Genomic DNA, 20,966 nt, shown 5'->3' on the forward strand with positions numbered 1-20,966 from the left:
CGAAGGGAGTGCGGGGATGCGGGCCATCTGGAAGGGAGCCGTGTCGTTCGGTCTGGTCTCGATCGCGGTGAAGCTGTACTCCGCGACCGAGGAGAAGGACATCCGGTTCCACCAGGTGCACCGGGAGGACGGCGGTCGGATCCGGTACAAGCGCACCTGCCAGGTCTGCGGCGAGGAGGTCAGCTACGACGACATCGCCAAGGGCTACGACATCGGTGGCGGGGAGATGGTCATCCTCACCGATGAGGACTTCGCCGATCTGCCGTTGAGCACCTCACACGCGATCGACGTGCTGGAGTTCGTGCCAGCCGAGCAGGTCGACCCGATCCTCTACAACAAGGCGTACTTCCTGGAGCCGGAAGGCACCGCGACCAAGCCGTACCTGCTGCTGCGGGATGCCCTGACCGACTCGGAGCGGGTGGCGATCGTCAAGGTGGCGCTGCGCCAGCGGGAGCAGCTGGCCACGCTGCGCGTCCGCGAGGGTGTGCTGCTGCTGAACACCATGCTCTGGCCCGACGAGATCCGTAAGCCGGACTTCGGCTTCCTCGACGAGGACCTGAAGGTCCGTCCGCCGGAGTTGGCCATGGCCACCTCCCTGATCGACTCGATGGCCGGTGACTTCCACCCCGACGAGTTCACCGACGACTACCGGGCGGCGTTGCAGGAGGTCATCGACGCCAAGGTGGAGGGCCGCGAGGTGGTCCAGCCGGAGGAGGTCGAGGAGGCTCCGGCCGCCGCCGTCGACCTGATGGCCGCCCTCAAGGCGTCGGTCGAGCGGGCTCGTGCGGCCCGAGGCGAGGCGCCGGCCGGCGGCGCCGGTGAGCCGACTCCGATCACGTCGGCGCGCTCGGCGCAGCAGAAGGCGGCCAAGGCCCCGGCGAAGAAGGCCGCCACCAAGAAGGCGGCCCCGAAGAAGGCCGAGGCCGCCAAGAAGGCCGAGGGCACGAAGAAGGCGGCACCCAAGGCGGAGAAGAAGACCGCCACCAAGAAGGCGGCCCCGAAGAAGGCGGCTCGCAAGACGGCCTGATTCCCCGTCCCGCCGCTCACATCGGTCGCAGAAGGCCGCATTGGTCACGCTGGTCACGATCGACCGTCGGAACTGCGCCGGTCACCAGGTACCGTGTGTCGGCGACGGCGTCCGTGGCCGGACGCATCCACCTCTGCGCAGGGAGTCGAGGACGTGAGCGAGCACGCGGGCGGGCAGGAGAGCAAGGCACGGCGGCGATTGGCCGAACAGTTGGCCGAACAGAAGGCGGCCGAGGCCAAACGCCGCAAGCAGGCCTGGGCCGGCGCGTTGGCCGCCGTGGCCGTGGCCGGGGTGCTGATCACCGTGTTCGTGATGATCGGCCAGCGGGGCGACGACCCTGCCGATCAGACGGCCAGTGCGCCGTCGGCCATGCCGACGGAGGGGGCGCCCCAGGACGCACCGCCCGCCCCGCAGTTGCCGGAAGGGGCCGATCCGGCCCTGGGCAGCAAGCCGACCGTCGCGGCCGGCGACGGCGAGCTGACCAAGCTCACCGTCACCCCGCTGATCGAGGGCACCGGCCCGAAGGTCGAGGCAGGTCAGTCGATCACCACCAACTACATCGGGGTGTTCTACGAGAGCGGCGAGGAGTTCGACTCCTCGTGGAGCCGGGGTGAGCCGGCCACCTTCCCGATCGGCGTCGGCCAGGTGATCGAGGGCTGGGACAAGGGCCTGGTCGGGGTGACCGTGGGCAGCCGGGTGCAGCTGGACATCCCGGCCGAGCAGGCGTACGGCGACGGTGCCGGTGGACGCCCGGGCGGCCCGCTGCGCTTCGTGGTCGACGTCCTCGCCGCTCAGTAAGGGGTACCGGTGACGGCGCTGGACAACCTCGGGCAGGTTGCCCGGTTGATGTGGACCTGTTACGAGCCGGTGCACGCCGTCACCTACTTCCATCCACGCGCCCGGGCCGCGTACGAGGCGGTCGGGCTGCGCGGGTACTGGCGGGGCTATTTCGCGGGCCGGGCCGCCCCGCTCGGGCCGGTCGGTCCGGCTCCGGTGATCGCCGCTTTCTTCACCTTCGCCCCGCACATGGTTTCCCGGGCCCTGCCCGCGGTCTGGCAGTTGGCCGACCCCGAGCAGGCGCTGCGGGCCCGGCTGACCGGGGCGGTGCAGGCGCTGGCCGAGCTGACGTACGAACTGCCCGGGGGATACCTGGCGGAGGCCGCCGAGTTGCTTGAGGCCGCCGCCGAGGGGGTCGGCACGTCCGCCGGCCGGGTGCTCGGCGCGGCCAACGCCGCCCTGCCTCGCGGCGACTATCCGCTGGCCCGGCTCTGGCAGGCCGCGACGACGCTACGTGAGCATCGCGGCGACGGGCACGTGGCGGCACTGGTCGCCGCCGATCTCGACCCGGTCGAGACGCTGGCCTGGCGGGTCGCGGTCGGTATGGCACCGCAGTCCCTGCTCGGGCGGGGCTGGTCGGAGCAGGAGTGGGCGCAGGCCCGTGACCGCCTGACCGCCCGTGGCTGGCTGACCTCCCAAGGCCACCCGACCGAGGACGGCCGGGTGGCCTTCCAGGCGATCGAGGACGCCACCGACACCGCTGCCGCCCGCCCCTGGCAGTCCCTGCCTGCCGATTCCCTGGACCGCCTCCGTACCCTCCTGGTCCCCCTCGCCGAAGCCGCCCACCGCGTCATCCCCCCGGAAAACCCGATCGGCCTCCCCGCCCCACAGGGTTGATCAAGAAGTTCTGGCCGGCATCTGCCGCTTCCCTGACCAAAACTCCTTGATCAGCGGGGTCGGGCAGGCCGTCTCCGACGCGCGGGGCTGAGGGGTGGGGTGTGGGGGAGGATGGGCGCGTGATGGTGGATGCGGTGGTTTTCGACCTGGACGGCGTGATCGTGGATTCGGAGCCGGTCTGGGAGGAGGTACGGCGGGGTTACGTGGCGGCGCACGGCGGGAACTGGCAGGCGGATACCCAGCGGCGGCTGATGGGGATGAGCACCGGGGAGTGGGCGCGGTACCTCAGCGGAGAACTCGGCGTGCGGCGCAGCGCCGAGCAGGTCGCCATCGAGGTGGTCGAGGAGATGGCCCGGCGGTACGCGCAGCGCGTACCGGTGATCGACGGGGCGGACCAGGTGGTGCGCCGACTGGCCGCGCGGTGGCCGCTGGGGCTGGCGAGTTCGTCACCGACCCGGCTGATCGCGGCGGCGCTGGCCGCCACCGACCTGACCGACGAGTTCCGGGCCACGCTGTCGACCGAGCAGACCGAGCGCGGCAAGCCGGCACCGGACGTCTACCTGACCGTGGCCCGGCAGCTCGGGGTGGACCCGACGCGCTGCGTGGCGGTGGAGGACTCCTCCAACGGGGTGCGGTCGGCCGCCGCCGCGGGCATGACGGTGGTGGCGGTGCCGCACGGGTCGTACCCGCTGGACCCGGACGCGCAGCAGTTGGCGGCGACGGTGCTGGGCTCGATCGACGAGCTGACCCCGCAGGTCGTGGACCGGCTGGCCTGAACCGCCACCGCCCGGCCACCGGCGCGCCTACGGTCGGTGACAAGGACGGCCAGCCGGCGGGCTGAGCGGGAGGGGACGGCGATGAAGGCCATCGTGTACGAGCGCACCGGCGATCCCACGGTGCTCCAACTGGTCGACCGGCCGGTGCCCGAGCCCGGGGCGGGTGAGGTGTTGGTGCGGATCGCCTTCTCCGGGGTGAACCCGACGGACTGGAAGGCCCGCCGGCAGTGGCCGCTGCCGGACGGCTGGCAGACGCCCGGTCAGGACGGCGCCGGGGTGGTCGAGGCGGTCGGTGCGGGCGTCGACCAGGATCTGATCGGCGAGCGGGTGTGGCTCTGGGAAGCCGCGTGGCAACGCCCCTGGGGCACCGCCGCCGAGTACACCGTGATCCCGGTCCGCCAGGTGGTACGCCTCGGCGACGCCTCCTTCGAGTTGGGCGCCTGCCTGGGCATCCCGTTCCTCACCGCGCACCGTTGCCTGACCGCCGGGGAGTACCTGCCGGACAGCCTGCGTCCGGGTGCACTGAGCGACCACACGGTGCTGGTGCAGGGCGGGGCGGGCGCGGTGGGCAATGCGGCGATCCAGCTCGCGGCGTGGGCGGAAGCCTGCGTCATCGCCACGGTGAGCAGCCCGGAGAAGGCGCAGTTGGCGGCGGCTGCCGGCGCCTCCTTCGTGATCAACTATCGCGAACAGGACGTGTTGACCGAGGTCCGCAAGGTCGCGCCCGACGGGGTGCACGGGATCGTCGAGGTGTCCGCCGCCCGCAACGCCGCCACGGACGTCCAACTGCTGCACCCCGGCGGGGTGGTCTGCGTGTACGCCGACGACGGCGGCGCCGAGGTGACCCTGCCGATCAGGCCGCTGATGGCGCCGAATGCGCGCTGGCAGTTCGTGCTGGTCTACACGCTGCCGAAGGCGGCGAAGGCGCAGGCGGTGGTGGATGTCGCCGCAGCCGCCGCGCAGGGCGGTATCCGGGTGGGCGAGGACGCGGGTCTGCCGCTGCACCGCTATCCCCTGTCGGCCACCGCCGCCGCGCATCAGGCGGTGGAGGACGCTGCCGTGGGCAAGGTGCTGATCAGCACCAGCGAGTAGCGCGAGGCCCGTTCTGGGCGGGTTTCTCCATCAGCAGGACAGATGCGAACAACTCTCGCAATACTGGCGTTGCGGGTGACCCCCGCAAAAAACGGGCGGCCCCGGCGCGGTGCGAACGCCGGGGCCGCCCACCGGGAGAGTGGTCTACGCGAGCCCGCTATCCCTAACGGCGATGATGCGCCGAGAAGTGTTACGCCGTTGCCAGTTCCCGCACATCACCCCTACGTGTGGGTAACAAGCCGGTGTCGCGGACACCTCCTGGGCGCCCCCCGTAAATTCGTCCGGGTGAGCATCTCCTGGGCTGATTCGTACGTCGGGCAGCTGCGCGCCCTCGCCGGCGACCGGACGCTGATGTTCGTGGGCGCCCGTGCCGTGGTCCGCGACAGTTCGGCCCGGATCCTGCTGATCCGCCGATCCGACAACGGGCAGTGGGCGCTGCCGGCCGGGGCGATGGAGTTGGGCGAGTCGATCGCCGACTGCGCCGTACGCGAGGTCCGTGAGGAGACCGGCCTGCGCGCCCTGCGGGTCAGCGCCTTCGCCCTCTACACCGGCGCCGACCGCACCCACACCAACATGTACGGCCACACGTACCAGATCTTCACCACCGCGTTCCGCGTCGAGGAGTGGGACGGCCAACTCGCCCGGATCACCGACGAAACCACCGACGCCGGCTTCTTCCACCGCGAGGCGATGCCGCATCCGCTGTCCGCCAGCGTTCCGGAAACCCTCGCCGACCTGGACGTCTTCGAGCAGACCAACCGCCTGATCCTCAAGTGACACGGCGGCACCACCGAGCCGTCACAGCATCGTCTGCGACTTCGCCTCCATCTCGGCGGCGGCCTCCGACTTCGACCCCCGGTCCAGCGGCTTGCCGCCCGGGGCGGGGCCTTCCCCACCGAGCCCGTCCGTTCCCCCGGTGGCTCCCTGCGGGCCGGCGCCGCGCAGCTGCTCGTTCGGCAGCGCCAGGGTGACCAGCAGCGCCACGATCGCGATCAACCCGGTGGTCAGGAACACCAGGTGCAGTGACTCGACGAACGCCGCCTGGACTGCCGCCCGTACCGGGGCGGGTAGCGCCAGGATGGCCGCCGGGTCGTTGATCGAGACGCCCGCACCGCCGGTGGCGCCGGCCCCGGCCCGCTCCTCGGGCGTCAGCTGGGCGATCGCGGCGGGCAGCCGGTCGGCCATCTCGGCGCTGAGCCGGGCGGAGAGCACCGCGCCGAGGATGGCCACCCCGAAGGATCCGCCGAGCGACCGGAAGAAGGTCGCCGAGGAGGTACCCGCACCCAGGTCCCGCATGGAGACAGCGTTCTGCACGGCCAGGACCAGCGACTGCATGCAGAGCCCCAGCCCCACGCCGATCACCACCATGAAGCCGAACGCCACCCAGAGCGAGGTGTCCACCCGCAGCCGGGTGAACAGCAGCATCCCGACCAGCAGCGTCGCCGCGCCAGCCACCGGGAACCACTTATACCGGCCGATCCGGCTCATCGCCCGGCCGGTGAGCACCGAGGTGACGATGACGCCCGCCATCATCGGCAGCATCAGCAGACCGCTGCGCGTCGGCGAGGCGCCCTTGACGATCTGTAGGTAGAGCGGGATGAAGATGATCGACCCGAACATCACCAGGCCGATCACGAACCCAGCGCCGTTGGCCAGGGCGAAGGTGGCGCTACGGAACAACCGCAACGGCAGGATCGGCTCGGCGACCCGTGCCTCCTGGAGCACGAAGAGCACTCCCAGCACCGCCCCGGCGACGAACAGCCCGATGATCAGTCCGGAACCCCAGGGGTAGGTGTTGCCGCCCCAGCTCAGCGCGAGCAGCAGGCAGCTCACCCCGGCGACCAGCAGCAGCGCGCCGAGCCAGTCGATCGCGTGCTTGCGCCGGGTGAACGGCACCAGCCGCAGCACCCGCGAGCAGACCACGATGGCGAGGATCGCCAGCGGCACGTTGACGTAGAAGATCCAGCGCCAGTCCGTCTCCGCGAAATAGCCACCGACCAACGGACCGGCCACCGAGGAGATCCCGAACACCGCGCCGAACACGCCCTGGTAGCGGCCACGCTCCCGGGGCGAGACCACGTCCGAGATGATGGTGAAGGCCAGCGTGATCAGGCCACCCGCGCCAAGACCCTGCACCCCACGGGTGATGATCAGCTGGGTCATGTCCTGGGACAGCCCGGCCAGCAGCGAGCCGAGCAGGAAGGTCCCGATGGAGAAGAGGAACACCGGTCGGCGGCCGTACAGGTCGGCCATCTTGCCGTACAGCGGCGTCGAGGCCGTCGAGGCGAGCAGGTACGCGGTCACCACCCACGAGTAGTGGCTGATGCCGCCCAGCTCACCGACGATGGTCGGCAGGGCGGTCCCGACGATGGTCTGGTCGAGTGCGGCCAACAGCATCCCGGTCATCAGGCCGAACATCAGCAGGCGAAGCTGCCTCTTGTTCAGTACCGGCGCGGAACGGCCCTCCGTGGTCATTGCGCCTGCTTTCCCCGATCACCGAGAACATGCCGCGCGGTCTCCGAAGCGGTGGCAGTTTTCCCGCACGCGCACCGAAGCGGCTGTCGGCTCAGTGTCTGCCCTCGGCGAACTCCTCGACGATCTTGACGCAGAACGCCGGCAGGTCGTCTGGCTTACGGCTGCTGACCAGACCGTTGTCGGTGACGACCTCCTCGTCGACCCAGTTCGCCCCTCTTCCCGGCCGGAAGCACCGAAACGCGCCCCTGAGGTGACGCACACCTGGTCCCAGCGCGACAGGTTTGACCCCGCTGGCCAGGGGGGATCCGCCGGCATGGCACGAGCAGCAGCGGAACAGCTCCGGCTCGCCGAGGTCGTGCAGAGCTGGCTCGGGCGCCCGGTCCTGGTGCTCGGCGACGCCATGCTCGACGAGTGGCGGTTCGCCGACTCCGACCGGCTGTGCCGGGAAGCCCCGGCACCCGTCCTCACCCTGCGCCGCCGGATCTCCGCAGCGGGCGGGGCAGCCAACACTTCGGTCAACATCGCCGCCCTGGGCGGCAGGTCGGTGCTGGTGGCACCCGTCGGCGCGGACGTGGCCGGCGACGAGCTGCACGACTGCCTGGACCGGGCCGGCGTCTGGGACCGTACGGTCAGCCAGCCGGGTCGCCCCACCCCGGTCAAACGCCGGATGCTGGCCGGCGACCAGATCCTGCTGCGGGAGGACTCCGGCGACCCCGACGACCCGCTCAGCGATGACGGCGTGGACCGGCTGCTCACCGCCCTGGACTGCGCGACCAGGGAGTTGCAGGCCGCCGCCGGTGGCGAACCCCCGACCCTGGTGGTCTGCGACTACGGCCTGGGCGCGCTGCCCGCGCGGGTACGCGCCTGGCTGGTCGCCCAACGAGACCGGTACGCCACGGTCGCACTCGACGCGCACGACCTCGCCGACTGGCGCGGCCTCGCCCCGACCGTGGTGACCCCGAGCTTCGCTGAGGCGACCCGACTGCTCGCCCGCGCCGGTGCCGGTGGCGGCGAACTGCAACTGGAGCATCCGGAGGTCGACCCAAGTGACGGCCCGTCCGAGCTGACCGTGGGCGCCGCGCCGGGTGGGGCGGGCGCGCGGCGTACCGGTGAGCCGACCGGTGAGCCCACGCCGGGCGAGGGCCGGGTGGCGATGACCCATGACGGGCTCAGTGTCACCGGCACCGGGGTGACCGTGAACGCCGACGCGGGTGCCGGTGTGGACCGGGCGGTGCTGGCCGAGTCCCGGCTGGCCGAACTGCGGGCGCACACCGGCGCGGACGTGGTAGCGGTGACCCTGGACACCGACGGGGCCGTGGTCGGCGGCGCGGACGGGCAGCCCAGCCGCAGCCACAGCACACCCGTACCAGCCAGCCACGCGGTCGGCGCCGGGGATGCGTACCTGGCGGCGATGACGCTCGCGCTGGCCGCCGACGCGCCGCTGTCCACCGCAGCCCAACTGGCGCAGCTCGCCGCCACCAGCACCGTCGCCGGCACCGGAACCTGCGTGTGCCGCCGGGAGGATCTGCTGGCCGCACTGGGGCAACGGGTCCTCGGCGGGGACGGTCGGCAGGTGCTGGTCGGCACCGAAGGGCTGGCGGCCGTCGTCGCCGAGCACCGTCGCGCCGGCCGCTCGGTCGTCTTCACCAACGGCTGCTTCGACGTGCTGCACCGAGGGCACGTCCGGTACCTGGAACAGGCCAGGGCGCTCGGTGACCTGCTGGTAGTGGCGGTCAACTCCGACGGCAGCGTACGCCGACTCAAGGGTCCCGACCGCCCGGTCAACCCGGTCGAGGACCGCACCGCCCTGCTCGCCGCGCTGTCCTGCGTGGACCACGTGGTCGTCTTCGAGGAGGACTCGCCGACCGCGCTGATCGAGGCCATCCGGCCGGACGTCTACGTCAAGGGCGGCGACTACCCACCCGAACTGGTGCCGGAGGCGCCGCTGGTGCAGCGGCTCGGCGGGCAGGTGCGCACGCTCGGTTACGTACCGGACCGGTCCACCTCCGCGATCATCGACCGCATTCGGGCGTACGGCCAGGAGGGCTCGTCGGAGGTGGTTGTCGGCGGCCCGCCGGCGCGGCCCGACCCCGGCGCGGATCAGGCCCCCCTCGGCGCGGATCGCGCCCTGGAGGTGGTCGCGCCCGAGCCGGCGGCGGACGGCACCCTCCCGGTGACCGGCTCGGCCGCGCCGCCGATGACCGGTAAGGCACCGTGAACCGACCGCTCGACACCGGTACGCATCGGGAGTTCCGCGTCGAACGACTCCTGGACGTGCTGATCCCGACCCGCGACCGGCCCGCCGAACTGGCCGTCACCCTCTCCGGGCTCGCCGCCCAGGAGGGGGTGCCGGGATTCGGCGTGGTGGTCAGCGATCAGTCCGACCACGATCCTGGGTACGCCCACCCGGCCGCCGCCACCATGGTCCGGGCGCTGCGGTATCGGGGCCATCCGGTGCTGCTGACCCGCCGGCTGCCTCGCCGTGGACTGGCCGAACACCGCGCCTATCTGCTCGCCGCGTCCGCCGCCCGGTACGTGCTCTGCCTCGACGACGACGTCTGGCTGGAGCCGGGCACGCTGCACCGCCTGGTCACCGCCATCCAGGAACTGGGCTGCGGATTCGTCGGCAACGCGGTGCACGGGCTTTCCTACCTGCACGACGTACGGCCGCACACCCACCGGCACTACCAGGAGTGGAGCGGCCGACCGGTGCCGGAACGCATCGGGCCGGGCACCCCCGAGTGGGACCGAGCGCAGATCCACTCGGCGGCGAACCTGCTGCACGTGACCGAGGCGCTGGCGCTGCCGGAGGGCGGTTGGCGGGCGTACCGGATCTCCTGGATCGGCGGCTGCGTGCTGTACGACCGGGCCAAGCTGGTCGATTCCGGTGGGTTCGACTTCTGGCGCCGGGTGCCGCCGCAGCACCAGGGTGAGGATGTCGCCGCCCAACTCGCCGTGCTGGCGCGCCACGGCGGCGCCGGTGTCCTGCCCAGCGGGGCCTACCACCTGGAGTCACCGACCACGGTCACCGACCGCGACGTGGAGGCGTGGGAGGTCGTCCTCTCCGACGATCTCGGTTGTTAAGCGGGGGCCCCTGCTCTACCGCAGGCGTCAACAAGGGGCCCTTCCTTACCGGACCAGCAGCTCGCGGGCGGCTTCCACGACCTCGGCCACCGGCACGTCGGTGACGAACGAATCGCGGTGCGGGCACTCGCCGTCACCGGGGCGATGCGGGTAGATGCCGGGGGTGCAGTCCACCGCGCAGACCGGGCAGTGCACCGTCCACGAGGTGATCGGCCGGTGCCGACCACGTAGCGCGGTGGCCGTGGTGATCAGGTTGCCGACCCAGAAGATGCCGACCGTCGGCGTTCCCACGGCGGCGGCCAGGTGCAGCGGGCCGGTGTCGTTGGAGACCACCAGTTCGCAGTCGGCGTAGCAACCGGCCAGGCCGCCCAGGCTCAGCGTGCCGACCTGCGGCCGGACCGGCACCCCGGCCGCCGCGACCACCTGGTCGACGACGTCCTGTTCGGTGGGGGTGCCGGTGACCAGCACCTCGTACCCGTCGCCGTACAGCGTCCGGGCGACCTCGGCGAAGCGGTCGGCGGGCCAGCGACGGCGGGTGTCGGTGGCGCCCGGATGCAACACCACCCGGGGCCGTTCCGGCTCACCGAGCACCGACCGGGCCTCGGCCCGATCCACCTCGGTGACCGCCAGCGTCGGGACGATCGTGGTCGCCGGGGCGCCGACCAGCGCCACCGCCTCCAGGTAACGGATCACCTCGGGCTGGTAGTAGACGTAGCGCAGCCAGCGGTCCAGCGGCGGCGCATCCTCGGCCCGCAGGCCGGCGCTGACCCGGGCACCGAGCGCGGCCACCAGCGGGTTCGAGTTGGCGCCACCGCCGTGCAGTTGCAGCGCCAGGTCGAAATTCTCGGCGCGGGCGGCGGCCAGGAAATCGACCATGCTGGCCTCGGCCTCGCCGGGGCCCGCCGTCCGGATGCCGGGCGCAGGCGGCACCACCAGCACCCGATCCACCGGGCCAGGGCGGTCGCGCCACAGCTGCGCGTGCCACGGCGCACCGAGCAGCACGATCTCCGCCTGCGGGTACGCCGACCTCAGCGCGTCCAACGCCGGCAGGACGAAAATGAAGTCACCAAGTGCGTTGGCGCGCAGCACGGCGATCCGGGCCACGTCGGGTACCAGCCCGGCGTTCGAAGTGAGCAGGGCCGGGGCGACCATCGACCCGGCTACCGGTCGGCTTCGCCGCTGGCGACGTCCGGATGGTGCAGTTCCCGGTCGGCGGCCGGGTCGACGCCGCTCGACATGCCACCGAGGCCGGTGCGGTGCGGCCCGGTACGCCCGACGGTGATGGTGCGGGGGGTGGGGCGACTCGGTCGCGGCAACCGCACCCGGAGCAGACCGTGATCCATCATGGCGTCGATCGCGTCCGGGTCCACCCGTGCCGGCAACTGCACCCGGTAGTCGAAACCTCGGGTCTCGAAGCCGCCCGAGATCCCGTGATCGGCGTTGACCTCGGCTTCGGTCCGGGCCCGTACGCACAGCTCGCGGTCGTCCAACTCCACCGCGACCTCCTCGGGTGCCACGCCGGGCAGCCGGACGATCACCTCCCAGCCGTCGGCGGTCTCCCCCAACTCCACCTCGGGCGGCCCCGGCCGACCACCAACCAGCCGGCTCAGCTCGGTGCGCAACGACTGCAACTCGCCCAGCGGGTCCCAGCCCTGCTGACCACCGCGCCAGCCACGCCCCGGTCCGGTCATCGCACATCTCCCATCCGCCGGCTGCTCGATGCGCGCAGGGAACTCGGCGCGTCGAGGTTGGCGTCGCGGTCGACTCCGACACCGAGCCGGTCGACCAGTTCCCCGCCGAGCCAGGCACTGACGCCGAGGATGCCGAGCGCCACCACCTCGATGGCGATCAGCGCACCACCGGCAGCCCGCGAGTCGGCGTTGAGGCGTACCACCCAGACCGCGGCGAAGAGCAGGACCACAGCCACGTTCGCAGCCGCGTGGGTGACTCCCACCCGCTTGGCCCGCGTACCGGTCGGGATGGCCAACAGGTCGAACGCTCCGGCCGCCGCCGCCAGCAGGCCACCGATCAGCCCGACGGTGATGTTCCAGTACGCCACCTCGCCGAGAAAGTCCGGCCCGCCGACGGTGTCGATGACGTCGAACAGCACCGCCGTCACGAACAGGGCGACCGGGAACATCACCAGCATGGGATGGACGGGGTGACCCAGAACCTTGAGTCGACTCTCCATCTCCGGCCTCCACTGCTTTCACTCGACGGCGCCACTGTCACCGCGCCCGTGGGCGGTACCCCGGTCACCGAGGGACAAACCTGACGGCGGGCACGATGCACCGACCGAGCAGCGCCGTCGTCATGGTCAACGCCGAGGTGGGCGCACAGTGACGGGCTGGTCAGGTCGGACATATCACCGCTTCGCGCGACGGGCAGCAGTTGCCGCACAGCAACTGCTCACGAAGGAGGATCCAATGGTGCAGCCCTCGTACGCCGACCGGGATCACGCTCCCGCCACGTCCACCAACGCCACCGCCTGCCCAACGCCGTACGTTGCCGGCTGGGGTGTGGTTGATCTCCGGAAACGGCGAAGCCCAGGTCGGTGACCTGGGCTTCCGTGCCGAGCCGCCTGACGGAATCGAACCGTCGACCTACGCATTACGAGTGCGTCGCTCTAGCCGACTGAGCTAAGGCGGCAACGATGGCCTAGTGTACGGCACGCGCCGACGCGCGACGCCGCGGGATTCCTCCGAGTCGGCGTACCGGACAGCTCGGCCCTTCCGGCTCGGCAGGTTCGATTTCTCGCCGACTACGCTGCGATGGATGGCCGACGATCACATCCCTCGCGACGAACCGGTCGACAGCCCGCAGCCCTCCCCCGACGGCGCACAGGTCGATCCGGCAGCCACTACCGGCCGGGCCGCACCCATGGGCCCGTACGCCGAGGAGGCCGCCGGTGGGCGGGCGGCGCGGCGACCGCGCAGCACCGATCCGCTGGAGTTGGGCTTCACGCCGCGCAAGCCGGTGCCGTGGCTCGCGCCGTTCCTGCTGATCAGCACCGGTCTGCGTACGCTGCTGGCAATGTTGTTCGGGGCATACCTGGACAAACGGGAGTTGCAGAAGGCCCTCGACTCGGAGATCGCCAAGCAGGTCGGGCCGGACGGCGGGCTCTGGCTGGATTATGTCGCCGACCTGGGTGACGGGTTCAACGCCACGTACTCGGTGGCCTACCTGCTCGCCCAGCCGGAGTTGACGGTGGACGGGCACCGGCTGCCCCGGGCGCAGACCCTGGTGATGGGCGGCGATCAGGTGTACCCGTCGGCCGCCTACGAGGCGTACGAGGATCGCTGCAAGGGGCCGTACCAGGCCGCGCTGCCGGCCACCCCGCCGGAGCAGCCGACGGTTTTCGCGGTGCCCGGCAACCACGACTGGTACGACGGGCTGACCGCGTTCCTGCGGCTGTTCGTACGCACCCGGGACCGGCACTTCGGCGGTTGGCGTACCGGGCAGTCCCGCTCGTACTTCGCCGCCGAACTGCCCGCCGACTGGTGGCTGCTCGGCCTCGACGACCAGTCCGGCTCGTACGTCGACGATCCGCAGCTGACCTACTTCGACACGGTGGCCAAGAAGCTGGGGCCGCAGAGCAAGGTGATCCTGGCGGTGCCGGCACCGGCCTGGGTCAAGGCCGTCGACAACCCTTCCGCGTACGACTCGATCGACTACTTCATCCGGACCATCATCGCGCCCACCGGGGCCCGGGTCCGGCTGCTCATCTCCGGCGACCTGCACCATTACGCCCGGTACACCGGTCCGGACGACCGTCAGCTGATCACCTGCGGCAGCGGTGGCGCGTACCTCTACCCGACCCACAAGCTGCCCGAGCAGATCGAAGTGCCGCCGCGCGACACCCTGGCTCGGCGCTCCAGCCCTTCCCGCCCGTACGCCCTGGCCGCCCGCTACCCCGACGCGGCCCGCTCCCGACGGTACGGCTGGGGGATCTTCGGACGGCTACCCCGCCGCAACCCGGGCTTCGCCACGTTGCTCGGGATCATGCACACCCTGCTGATGCTCTCCATCGCCGGCGTGGCCGACTTCCGGGCCGAGGCGTCCGAGCAACGCCTGTTCAGCGTGCCCCTGGTGCTGATGGTGCTGGTGACCGTGCTCGCGGCGGCCCTGTTCGCCAAGCCGCCCAGCACCACCGGCAAACGCAACGTACGACACTGGATCCTCGGCGTCACGCACGGACTGGCCCACGTCGGGCTGGGCGCCGCCGGCACCTGGGCCTGGCTGGCCCTGCCCTTCCACAACTGGCTGTGGCCGCTACCGGCGGCCGCCGCTGCGGTGCTCTACCTGCCGGCGATCGGTCTGGTGGCCAGTCAACTCGTGGCCGGGTACCTACTGATCGCCAGCGCGTTCGGGGTCAACGTCAACGAGTTGTTCGCCGGTCAGGGCATCGAGGACGCGAAGGGCTTCGTACGCCTGCGCATCGACCCCGACGGCACCCTCACCATCTACCCCATCGTCGTCGACCGGGTCGCCCGCCGCTGGCAAGTCAACCCCAACCCCTCCCCCGAGGCCTCCTGGCTGACCCCCACCACCCCCCTAAACCCCCGCCTAGCCGAACCCCCCTCCACCCTCACCTAAACCCCCCCCCTCCCCTCCCCTCCCTCCCCTTCCCCACCCCGCCCTGCCCTCCCCCACGCCTCCCCTTGCCTGCCCTCCCCACGCCCGCGCCTGCGCTCGCTGCGTCGATCTTGCACTTCCGGTCGCTGATTCGCCCAGTTCACGGCTTTCGCCCCGACAGGAAGTGCAAGATCGGCGTGCGCATAGGCGCGGCGAGGCCGCTACGGCTACGGCTACGGCTACGGCTACGGCGATCTTGCAGTTCTGGTCGCCACTTTGCCTGCTTTGCGGCGATTTGCCGCGACCGAAACTGCAAGATCGACGCAGCGGGCGCAGACACGGCGAGCGCAGGTGCGGGGCGAGCGCGGGCCCGGCAAGCGCGGGCACGGCGGGCACGGCGGGCGCAGGCGCAGCGGGCGGGAGGCGGGGCGGTTTGGGGTTAGGGGGTGTAGTGGGTGTCGTGGGCTTGGCGGGGGGCGCAGACGGAGGCGCGGGAGCAGGAGCAGCGGGAGCCGTCGGCGTCCAGGCGGACGGTTACGGCATCGCGGGGGACGCTGTGGCCGACCACGCGGCCTTCCCCCTTGGGGGTGGTGACGCGGGAGCCGATCTCGGGGGCGGACTCCTGGAAGCGCTGGTAGAGGGGGTGTTCGTACTTCAGGCAGCACATCAGCCGACCGCAGGCGCCGGAGATGCGCAACGGGTTGAGCGGGAGGTCCTGGTCCTTGGCCATCCGGATGGTGACCGGCTCGAAGTCGTTCAGGAAGGTGGCGCAGCACAGGTCACGTCCACAGGAGCCGATGCCGCCCTGGACTCGCGCCGAGTCCCGCGCGGAGAGCTGACGCAGCTCCACCCGGCAGTGCAGGGTCGCACCGAGGTCGCGTACCAGTGAGCGGAAGTCCACCCGGTGCGGGGCGGTGAAGTAGATGGTGCTGCGCTCGCCGCCGCCTTCGTCGTTGCTGAGCACGTGGTCTACGGCCACCACCTTCATCGGCAGACCGTGCTCGCGGATCAGCCGCTTCGCCGCGACTTTCGCCTCGGCCTTGCGCCGGCGTAGGTCCTCGTCCCGGCGCAGGTCCTCCTCCTGCGCCAGACCGGCAAGCCGGGGGAAGCCAGCGGTGTCCTCGGTGACCCACTGCGCCGCCCACACGCACTCCGCCACCTCGGGTCCGTCGTCGGTGGGCACCAACACCTTGTCGCCCACCTGGGGGCGCAACTCACCGGGGTCAAGGTAGTAGAGGCGCCCGTACCGCTGGAAACTGACCGCACAGAGCATCCCCATGCCCATCACCCTACGACGCTTGGGCGGGATCCTGCCGGTCCGGCGTCGCGTTTTGACTACGCGGCGCAGCCATCCACCATTGTCGACCCGACCGAGCCTGTAACCGGCGACCGGTGCGAGACCCCGTCCTACCAGCTGACACGGGTCGTACGGGTGCCCAGCGCCCCGTCGTTGACGTCGGGGCGGGAGTGCACAGCGGGCGGGCGCAGTACGGACTCAGCCAGGCTCGGTCCCCACTGTCGCAACAGGGTTTCCGCGCCGTCGTACGCCACACCGAGCACCGCCAGCAGCCGGGCGGCGATCTCGGCGGCGGCGGCGCTGCCGGGCGAGGACGGCCCGGAATGGCTCGCCGCCCGGGTGACCGAGGTTGCCGTGACAACCGTTACCGCCTCGGTCGAGCCGATCACCTCGGCGAGAGTCCGGGCAACGGCCAGCCGGCTACCCTCCACCCAGTCGGCGAGCGCGTCGGCGTAACCGGCGGTCGCCTCCAGCCGCCCCACCAGGCTCTCCGGACCTTCGTCGAGGTGGCGTAGCAGTCCCGCCCGGGTCTGGCCGTACGCCGCCGCGGCCGGCCCGGACCACAGCACCGGGTCGGTCAGCGCGGCGCAGGCCCGGTCGTACCCGTGGACGTGCCGGCGCACCGCCTGCCCGGCAGCGGCCAGCGGACCCGGACGCAGGTCGATGAAGTGCCGCAGCCCCTCGCCGGGCAGCACCTGCATCCGCCGCAGCAGCGGCCAGACCCGGTGTCCCTCGGGAGCACCCGCGGCGAGCAGGGTGTCGACCCGGCGCAGCAGATCGAGCCCGGGCTCGGCGAGCCGGTCGAGGGCGTCCATCAGGGCTCCCCGGCCAGCCGGCGGCGCACGGCGATGTCGGTGTCGGCGTACTGGTCTGCGGCGCGGCGCAGCGCGTCCGCCGTGGCCGCCAGGTGACCGGCGGCGCCGTGCGCTTCGCGGGCCCGGTCGCCGGTGGCGGCCATCCACTGCCGGAGCAGTGCCCGCCCGATCTCGCCGGGCCGGCCCGGGGCGTCAGCACCGAACGCCACCTGGGCGGGGTCACTGGCGGTGACCGAACGGGAAAGCGCGGTCAGGGTGGCGCTGGCATCGTCGAGCCGGGTGGCCAGGGTGCGCAGGCTGTCCATCTCAGGCCCCCGTCAGCGGCCGGTAGGCGGTGAAGGTCTCGTTGTGCAGCTTCTCCCGGGCCCACTGGGCGGCATCGGCTGCGGCGGTGACCGCAGCCCGCACCGAGCCGGCCACGTCACGCGGCGCTCGGTTGTGCAGCGGGCCGAGGAAGCGTACGTCGGTGATCCGGCCGCTGGCGGTCACGACCACCTCGACCAGGCCGTCCGGCGACCGGACGGTGACCTCGACCGTGGCCACGGCCTGGTCGAACTCGGCCTGGAGCGACTCGATCCGGCGGTAGCGCCGGACCGCTTCCTCGATCCATGCCTCGTCGATCTCGCCCCGCGGCATCAGCGGACTCCTCCCCGGCTGTCCTCACTCTGCGTGCCGCCGCCGTCACCACGGCACACCGGACCGTACCGCACGTGAATTGCGCGTGTCGATGCCTGTGGATAACGGTCCGGCCGACAAGACCTGCCGCGGGTCAGCCCTTCCAGAGGGCGAGCATCATGGCTTCGACGGCGATCCGGGGCTTGACGTTCGCCTCGATGGCGGTACGGCAGGCCAGTACGGCTTCCAGCCGTCGCAGTGCCCCTTCCGGCTGCCAGTTACGCGCACCGGCGTCAGCCAGCTCGGCGGTGTCGGTGTGCACCGGTGCGACCGGTGCACCGATCGCGATGGTCAGCGCGTCCCGGTAGAACGCGGCCAGGTCGACCAGCGCCCGGTCCAGCGCGTCCCGCTGGGCCCGCGTCGCCCGTGACTTCTGCCGCCGTTCCAACTCCTTGAGCTGGCCTGCGGAACCCCGGGCGGCGCTTGCCGCACCCCGACCGGTACCGCCCGCCCCGAGCGCCGTCTCCAGCGCCGCGCGCTCCGCGGCGTCGACCTCCACGACCGTCGCCTCGGCTTCGGCCTCGGCCGCCTCGATCAACGCGGAAGCGGCGTCGAACGCGGCGCCCACGCTGGTCAGCCGGCGCGGTACCGCGAGCACCGCCTCCCGCCGGGCCCGGGCCTGGGGGTCGCTGGCCAGCCGCCGGGCCCGACCGACGTGCCCCTGGGTGGCCGCCGCCGCCCACCGGGCCACGTCGGGCGCGATCCCGTCCCGCCGGACCAGCACCTCGGCCACCGCCTCCGGCACCGGCTGCACCAGGGGTACGACCCGGCAGCGCGATCGGATGGTCACCGAGATGTCGTCCGGGTGGGTGGAGGGTGTGCAGAGCAGGAAGACCGTCCGTGGCGGGGGCTCCTCCACCGCCTTGAGCAGCGCGTTTCCGGCCGCCTCGGTCAACCGGTCGGCATCCTCGATGATCACTACCTGCCACCGGCCGCCGGACGGCGTACTGGCCGCACGCAGTACCAGCGCCCGCATCTCGTTGACACCGATGGAGAGCCCGTCGGGCACCACCAGCCGTACGTCGGCATGGGTGCCGGCCAGGGTGGTGTGGCAACCGGGGCACTGTCCGCAGCCGGTGCCGTGCACGCACTGCAGGGCGGCGGCGAAGGCCCGCGCCGCGACCGACCGGCCCGAGCCGGGCGGTCCGGTGAAGATCCAGGCATGGGTCATCCCGGCACCCGGATCGGTCCCGTTCACCGCTGGCTGCGGACCGCCCTGCGGGGCGCGCAGCACGGCGGCCGCGGCGGCAGCCGCCCGGCGTAACGTGTCCACCGCCTCGTCCTGCCCGACCAGGTCGGCGAAGGCGTCCGGCATCAGGTCCGCTCCGTCGTCACCAGCTCTGTTGGGGATAACTCGGGCTGCACCGAGGTGTCCGGGCCGCTGGCCGGCCCCGGGTGGTCGACACCACCGGGGGCGAGCAGTTCGGCCACCCGATCGGCGACCCGCTCGGAGATCTGCTCGGCCGGGTGACCGGCGTCGAGCACCAGGTAGCGCTTCGGGTCGGCGGCGGCCAGGTCGAGGAAGGCGTACCGGACCCGCTCGTGGAAGGCCAACGACTCGGCCTCCAGCCGGTCGGCGGCCCGGTTGCGCTCGGCCACCCGGGACAGCCCGGTGCGCGGGTCGATGTCCAGCAGCACCACCAGGTCGGGCTTGAGCCCCCCGGTGGCCCAGGAGGAGAGCCAGGAAAGTTCGTCGACCGGCAGCGTACGACCGGCGCCCTGGTACGCCAGGGACGAGTCGACGTACCGGTCGCTGATCACGACGGCACCTCGGGACAGGGCGGGCCGGACCACGGTGGCCACGTGGTGCGCCCGGTCTGCGGCGTAGAGCAGGGCCTCGGCGCGCGGCGAGGGCGCCTCGTCGTCGGTGCTGTTGTCCAACACCAGCGACCGGATCCGGGTGCCGATGCCGGTCGCACCCGGCTCCCGGGTGACCACCACGTCCCGGCCCTCGTCCCGCAGCCGCTCGGCGAGCTGGGCCAACTGGGTCGACTTGCCGGCGCCTTCGCCGCCCTCGAAGACCACGAAGAGCCCCGCCGAGACGAACGGCTCCGCCGGCATCAGCGGACGACCCCGGATCGAACCCCAGAGGTCGGCCAGGACCGGGACGCCCTTCTTGTCGTCCATCTGACCGAACGCGCTGATTCCGGCGAAGATCCCAGCCGCGCCGGCGACGAGCAGCAGCAGGCGGGTGGCGGAGATCGAGATCCCCAGGTCGGCGATCTCCAGCTTCCGGGAGCCACCGACACCGGCGAGCAGGCTGCCCAGCGCGATCGCCAGGATCAGCACCAGGCGGGTGCCGATCTGCACCACCGCGAAGACCCGGCCGCGGACCTCGTCGGCGACCTCGCCTCCGAGCAGGGTGGTGCCGGAGAGGAAGGCCATTCCGGCGCCGGCGCCGACCAGGACCGCGCCGACCAGCGCCATGGACAGGTGGATGGCGAAGGCCAGGGTCATCACCGAGGCGCTGGCCAGCACGATGCTCATGCCGAACCAGCGACGCCGGGACATGTCCCGCACGATCATCGGGCCGAGCCCGATGCCGATCGCGAGGCCGAAGAAGATCGCCCCGAAGAGCAGGGAGAAGGCGGCGTCACCGGCACCGAGCGAGTTGGCGAAGAACCGGGACGTACCGATCACGATGCCGCCGCCGGCGAAGGCACCGAAGATGCCCAGCACCAGGCCACGGACCAGTGGCGTCTGCCCGATGTACCGCCAGCCCTCGTTGAACTGGCGCAGCATGCTCTGCTCGGACTGTTCCTGCCGGTGGCGCTGCCCCTGGCTGATCTCCTTGATGCCGAAGGCGACGACCAGGGCGGTGGCGAGCCGGGAGAGGGCGTTGAACCAGAGCGCGAGTTGGGCCGGTTCGGCCCAGGACGGCATCTCGCCGCCGGTGGCACCTCGGACGATGCCGTCGAGCGAGGCGAGCACGATCGCGGCGAAGATCGGCGTCAGGCCGTACGTGGTGATCAGGGTGAGCTGGTTGGCGGTCTCCAGCCGGGCGCGCGGGATGAGGTTCGGTACCGCCGCTTCCTTGGCCGGGATCCAGAGCAGCGTGACCGTCTCGATCAGGAAGGTGGCGATGGCCGCCCAGCTGACCACCCGGGCACCGCTGGCACCGGTCAGCGCGTACAGCGGGATGGAGGCGAACAGCACGAACCGCAGCAGGTCGCAGATGACCATGGTCCAGCGCCGGTCGAACCGGTCCGCGAACACGCCGGCGATCGGCCCGAGCAGCAATGCGGGCAGCAGCCGGATGGCGATCACGCCACCGAAGGCGGCGCCCTTGGCGGTGCTGCCCTCGACCTGGGCGGCGGCGAAGATGCTGGTGGCGAGCAGACCGAGCCAGTCACCGAAGGAGGCCGCGCTGAGCACGATCCAGAGCCGGCGGAAGGGGCGGATGCGCAGCACCGAACGGATGGCGGGGTAACCGGTCAGGTCAGCCTGGCCGGTCGTACCACCGGATCGGCCGGTCT

At 71.9% G+C, this 20,966-nt stretch carries 19 protein-coding genes, 1 tRNA gene and 1 pseudogene; 9 read left to right on the forward strand and 12 right to left on the reverse strand.

Annotated features, from left to right (window positions below; all coding sequences use genetic code 11):
* The first annotated feature begins 16 nt into the window (after positions 1 to 16).
* The 6 genes from AB0M35_RS23750 (at position 17) to AB0M35_RS23775 (ending at position 5,346) form a co-directional block, all read left to right on the forward strand.
* A complete protein-coding gene (locus tag AB0M35_RS23750; protein ID WP_363747944.1) occupies positions 17 to 1,027 on the forward strand; it encodes a Ku protein in 1,011 nt (336 codons plus the stop codon).
* Between the two features lie 153 nt (positions 1,028 to 1,180).
* A complete protein-coding gene (locus tag AB0M35_RS23755) occupies positions 1,181 to 1,825 on the forward strand; it encodes an FKBP-type peptidyl-prolyl cis-trans isomerase (protein WP_363747945.1) in 645 nt (214 codons plus the stop codon).
* Positions 1,826 to 1,873: 48 nt separating this feature from the next.
* Positions 1,874 to 2,701, forward strand: coding sequence for a hypothetical protein (locus tag AB0M35_RS23760; protein WP_363748000.1), 828 nt, complete (start codon positions 1,874 to 1,876; stop codon positions 2,699 to 2,701).
* Positions 2,702 to 2,823: 122 nt separating this feature from the next.
* Positions 2,824 to 3,477 carry an HAD family phosphatase gene (locus tag AB0M35_RS23765; protein WP_363748001.1) on the forward strand — a complete coding sequence of 218 codons (654 nt, stop codon included), beginning with the start codon at positions 2,824 to 2,826 and terminating at the stop codon, positions 3,475 to 3,477.
* 81 nt (positions 3,478 to 3,558) lie between these two features.
* Positions 3,559 to 4,569 carry an NADPH:quinone reductase gene (locus AB0M35_RS23770; protein ID WP_363747946.1) on the forward strand — a complete coding sequence of 337 codons (1,011 nt, stop codon included), beginning with the start codon at positions 3,559 to 3,561 and terminating at the stop codon, positions 4,567 to 4,569.
* A 285-nt stretch (positions 4,570 to 4,854) separates the two neighbouring features.
* Entirely contained in the window at positions 4,855 to 5,346 is a 492-nt protein-coding gene (locus AB0M35_RS23775) for an NUDIX domain-containing protein (protein ID WP_363747947.1), read from the forward strand.
* 21 nt (positions 5,347 to 5,367) lie between these two features.
* On the opposite strand, the gene AB0M35_RS23780 is transcribed toward AB0M35_RS23775, so the two are convergent.
* The gene (locus tag AB0M35_RS23780) at positions 5,368 to 7,044 is read right to left on the reverse strand and encodes an MDR family MFS transporter (RefSeq protein ID WP_363747948.1); all 1,677 of its coding nucleotides are present in this window, start codon (positions 7,042 to 7,044) and stop codon (positions 5,368 to 5,370) included.
* Positions 7,045 to 7,135: 91 nt separating this feature from the next.
* Positions 7,136 to 7,258: pseudogene (locus AB0M35_RS23785) on the reverse strand (DJ-1/PfpI family protein); the annotation flags it as partial.
* Positions 7,259 to 7,357: 99 nt separating this feature from the next.
* Here AB0M35_RS23785 and rfaE2 point away from each other — a divergent pair.
* Positions 7,358 to 9,262, forward strand: a complete 1,905-nt coding sequence (gene rfaE2 / locus AB0M35_RS23790) for a D-glycero-beta-D-manno-heptose 1-phosphate adenylyltransferase (protein ID WP_363747950.1) — start codon at positions 7,358 to 7,360, stop codon at positions 9,260 to 9,262.
* Positions 9,259 to 10,128, forward strand: a complete 870-nt coding sequence (locus AB0M35_RS23795) for a glycosyltransferase family A protein (RefSeq protein WP_363747951.1) — start codon at positions 9,259 to 9,261, stop codon at positions 10,126 to 10,128. The genes rfaE2 and AB0M35_RS23795 overlap by 4 nt, the downstream gene beginning before the upstream one ends.
* Positions 10,129 to 10,173: 45 nt before the next feature.
* Here the strand turns inward: AB0M35_RS23795 and AB0M35_RS23800 are convergent, their stop codons facing one another.
* From AB0M35_RS23800 to AB0M35_RS23815, 4 genes are all read right to left on the reverse strand, one after another.
* Positions 10,174 to 11,280, reverse strand: coding sequence for a glycosyltransferase family 9 protein (locus tag AB0M35_RS23800; protein WP_363747953.1), 1,107 nt, complete (start codon positions 11,278 to 11,280; stop codon positions 10,174 to 10,176).
* An 8-nt stretch (positions 11,281 to 11,288) separates the two neighbouring features.
* Positions 11,289 to 11,819, reverse strand: coding sequence for an Hsp20/alpha crystallin family protein (locus tag AB0M35_RS23805; RefSeq protein ID WP_363747954.1), 531 nt, complete (start codon positions 11,817 to 11,819; stop codon positions 11,289 to 11,291).
* Positions 11,816 to 12,319 (reverse strand): DUF2231 domain-containing protein, encoded by a 504-nt coding sequence (locus tag AB0M35_RS23810; RefSeq protein ID WP_363747955.1) that lies wholly within the window; start codon positions 12,317 to 12,319, stop codon positions 11,816 to 11,818. The genes AB0M35_RS23805 and AB0M35_RS23810 overlap by 4 nt, the downstream gene beginning before the upstream one ends.
* 384 nt (positions 12,320 to 12,703) lie before the next feature.
* Positions 12,704 to 12,777 (reverse strand) — tRNA-Thr (locus tag AB0M35_RS23815).
* Positions 12,778 to 13,008: 231 nt separating this feature from the next.
* On the opposite strand from AB0M35_RS23815, the gene AB0M35_RS23820 reads away from it, so the two are divergent.
* Positions 13,009 to 14,724 carry a metallophosphoesterase gene (locus AB0M35_RS23820; protein ID WP_363748002.1) on the forward strand — a complete coding sequence of 572 codons (1,716 nt, stop codon included), beginning with the start codon at positions 13,009 to 13,011 and terminating at the stop codon, positions 14,722 to 14,724.
* A 418-nt stretch (positions 14,725 to 15,142) separates the two neighbouring features.
* Here AB0M35_RS23820 and ricT read toward each other — a convergent pair whose 3' ends face one another.
* From ricT to tmk, 6 genes are all read right to left on the reverse strand, one after another.
* Positions 15,143 to 15,982, reverse strand: a complete 840-nt coding sequence (gene ricT, locus AB0M35_RS23825) for a regulatory iron-sulfur-containing complex subunit RicT (protein ID WP_363747957.1) — start codon at positions 15,980 to 15,982, stop codon at positions 15,143 to 15,145.
* A gap of 128 nt (positions 15,983 to 16,110) precedes the next feature.
* Positions 16,111 to 16,815, reverse strand: a complete 705-nt coding sequence (locus tag AB0M35_RS23830) for a hypothetical protein (RefSeq protein ID WP_363747958.1) — start codon at positions 16,813 to 16,815, stop codon at positions 16,111 to 16,113.
* On the reverse strand, positions 16,815 to 17,120 hold the full coding sequence (locus AB0M35_RS23835) for a hypothetical protein (RefSeq protein ID WP_363747959.1): 306 nt from the start codon (positions 17,118 to 17,120) through the stop codon (positions 16,815 to 16,817). Before AB0M35_RS23835 ends, AB0M35_RS23830 begins: the two co-directional genes overlap by 1 nt.
* Position 17,121: 1 nt before the next feature.
* A complete protein-coding gene (locus AB0M35_RS23840) occupies positions 17,122 to 17,451 on the reverse strand; it encodes a YbaB/EbfC family nucleoid-associated protein (RefSeq protein ID WP_013731077.1) in 330 nt (109 codons plus the stop codon).
* Between the two features lie 133 nt (positions 17,452 to 17,584).
* Entirely contained in the window at positions 17,585 to 18,805 is a 1,221-nt protein-coding gene (locus AB0M35_RS23845; protein ID WP_363747960.1) for a DNA polymerase III subunit delta', read from the reverse strand.
* Positions 18,805 to 20,901: a dTMP kinase gene (gene tmk / locus AB0M35_RS23850; protein WP_363748004.1), complete on the reverse strand. Its 2,097-nt coding sequence runs from the start codon at positions 20,899 to 20,901 to the stop codon at positions 18,805 to 18,807. Before tmk ends, AB0M35_RS23845 begins: the two co-directional genes overlap by 1 nt.
* Positions 20,902 to 20,966: the final 65 nt, after the last annotated feature.

It is taken from the genome of Micromonospora sp. NPDC051196 (genome assembly GCF_040682415.1).
In the GTDB taxonomy this organism is placed as follows: domain Bacteria; phylum Actinomycetota; class Actinomycetes; order Mycobacteriales; family Micromonosporaceae; genus Micromonospora.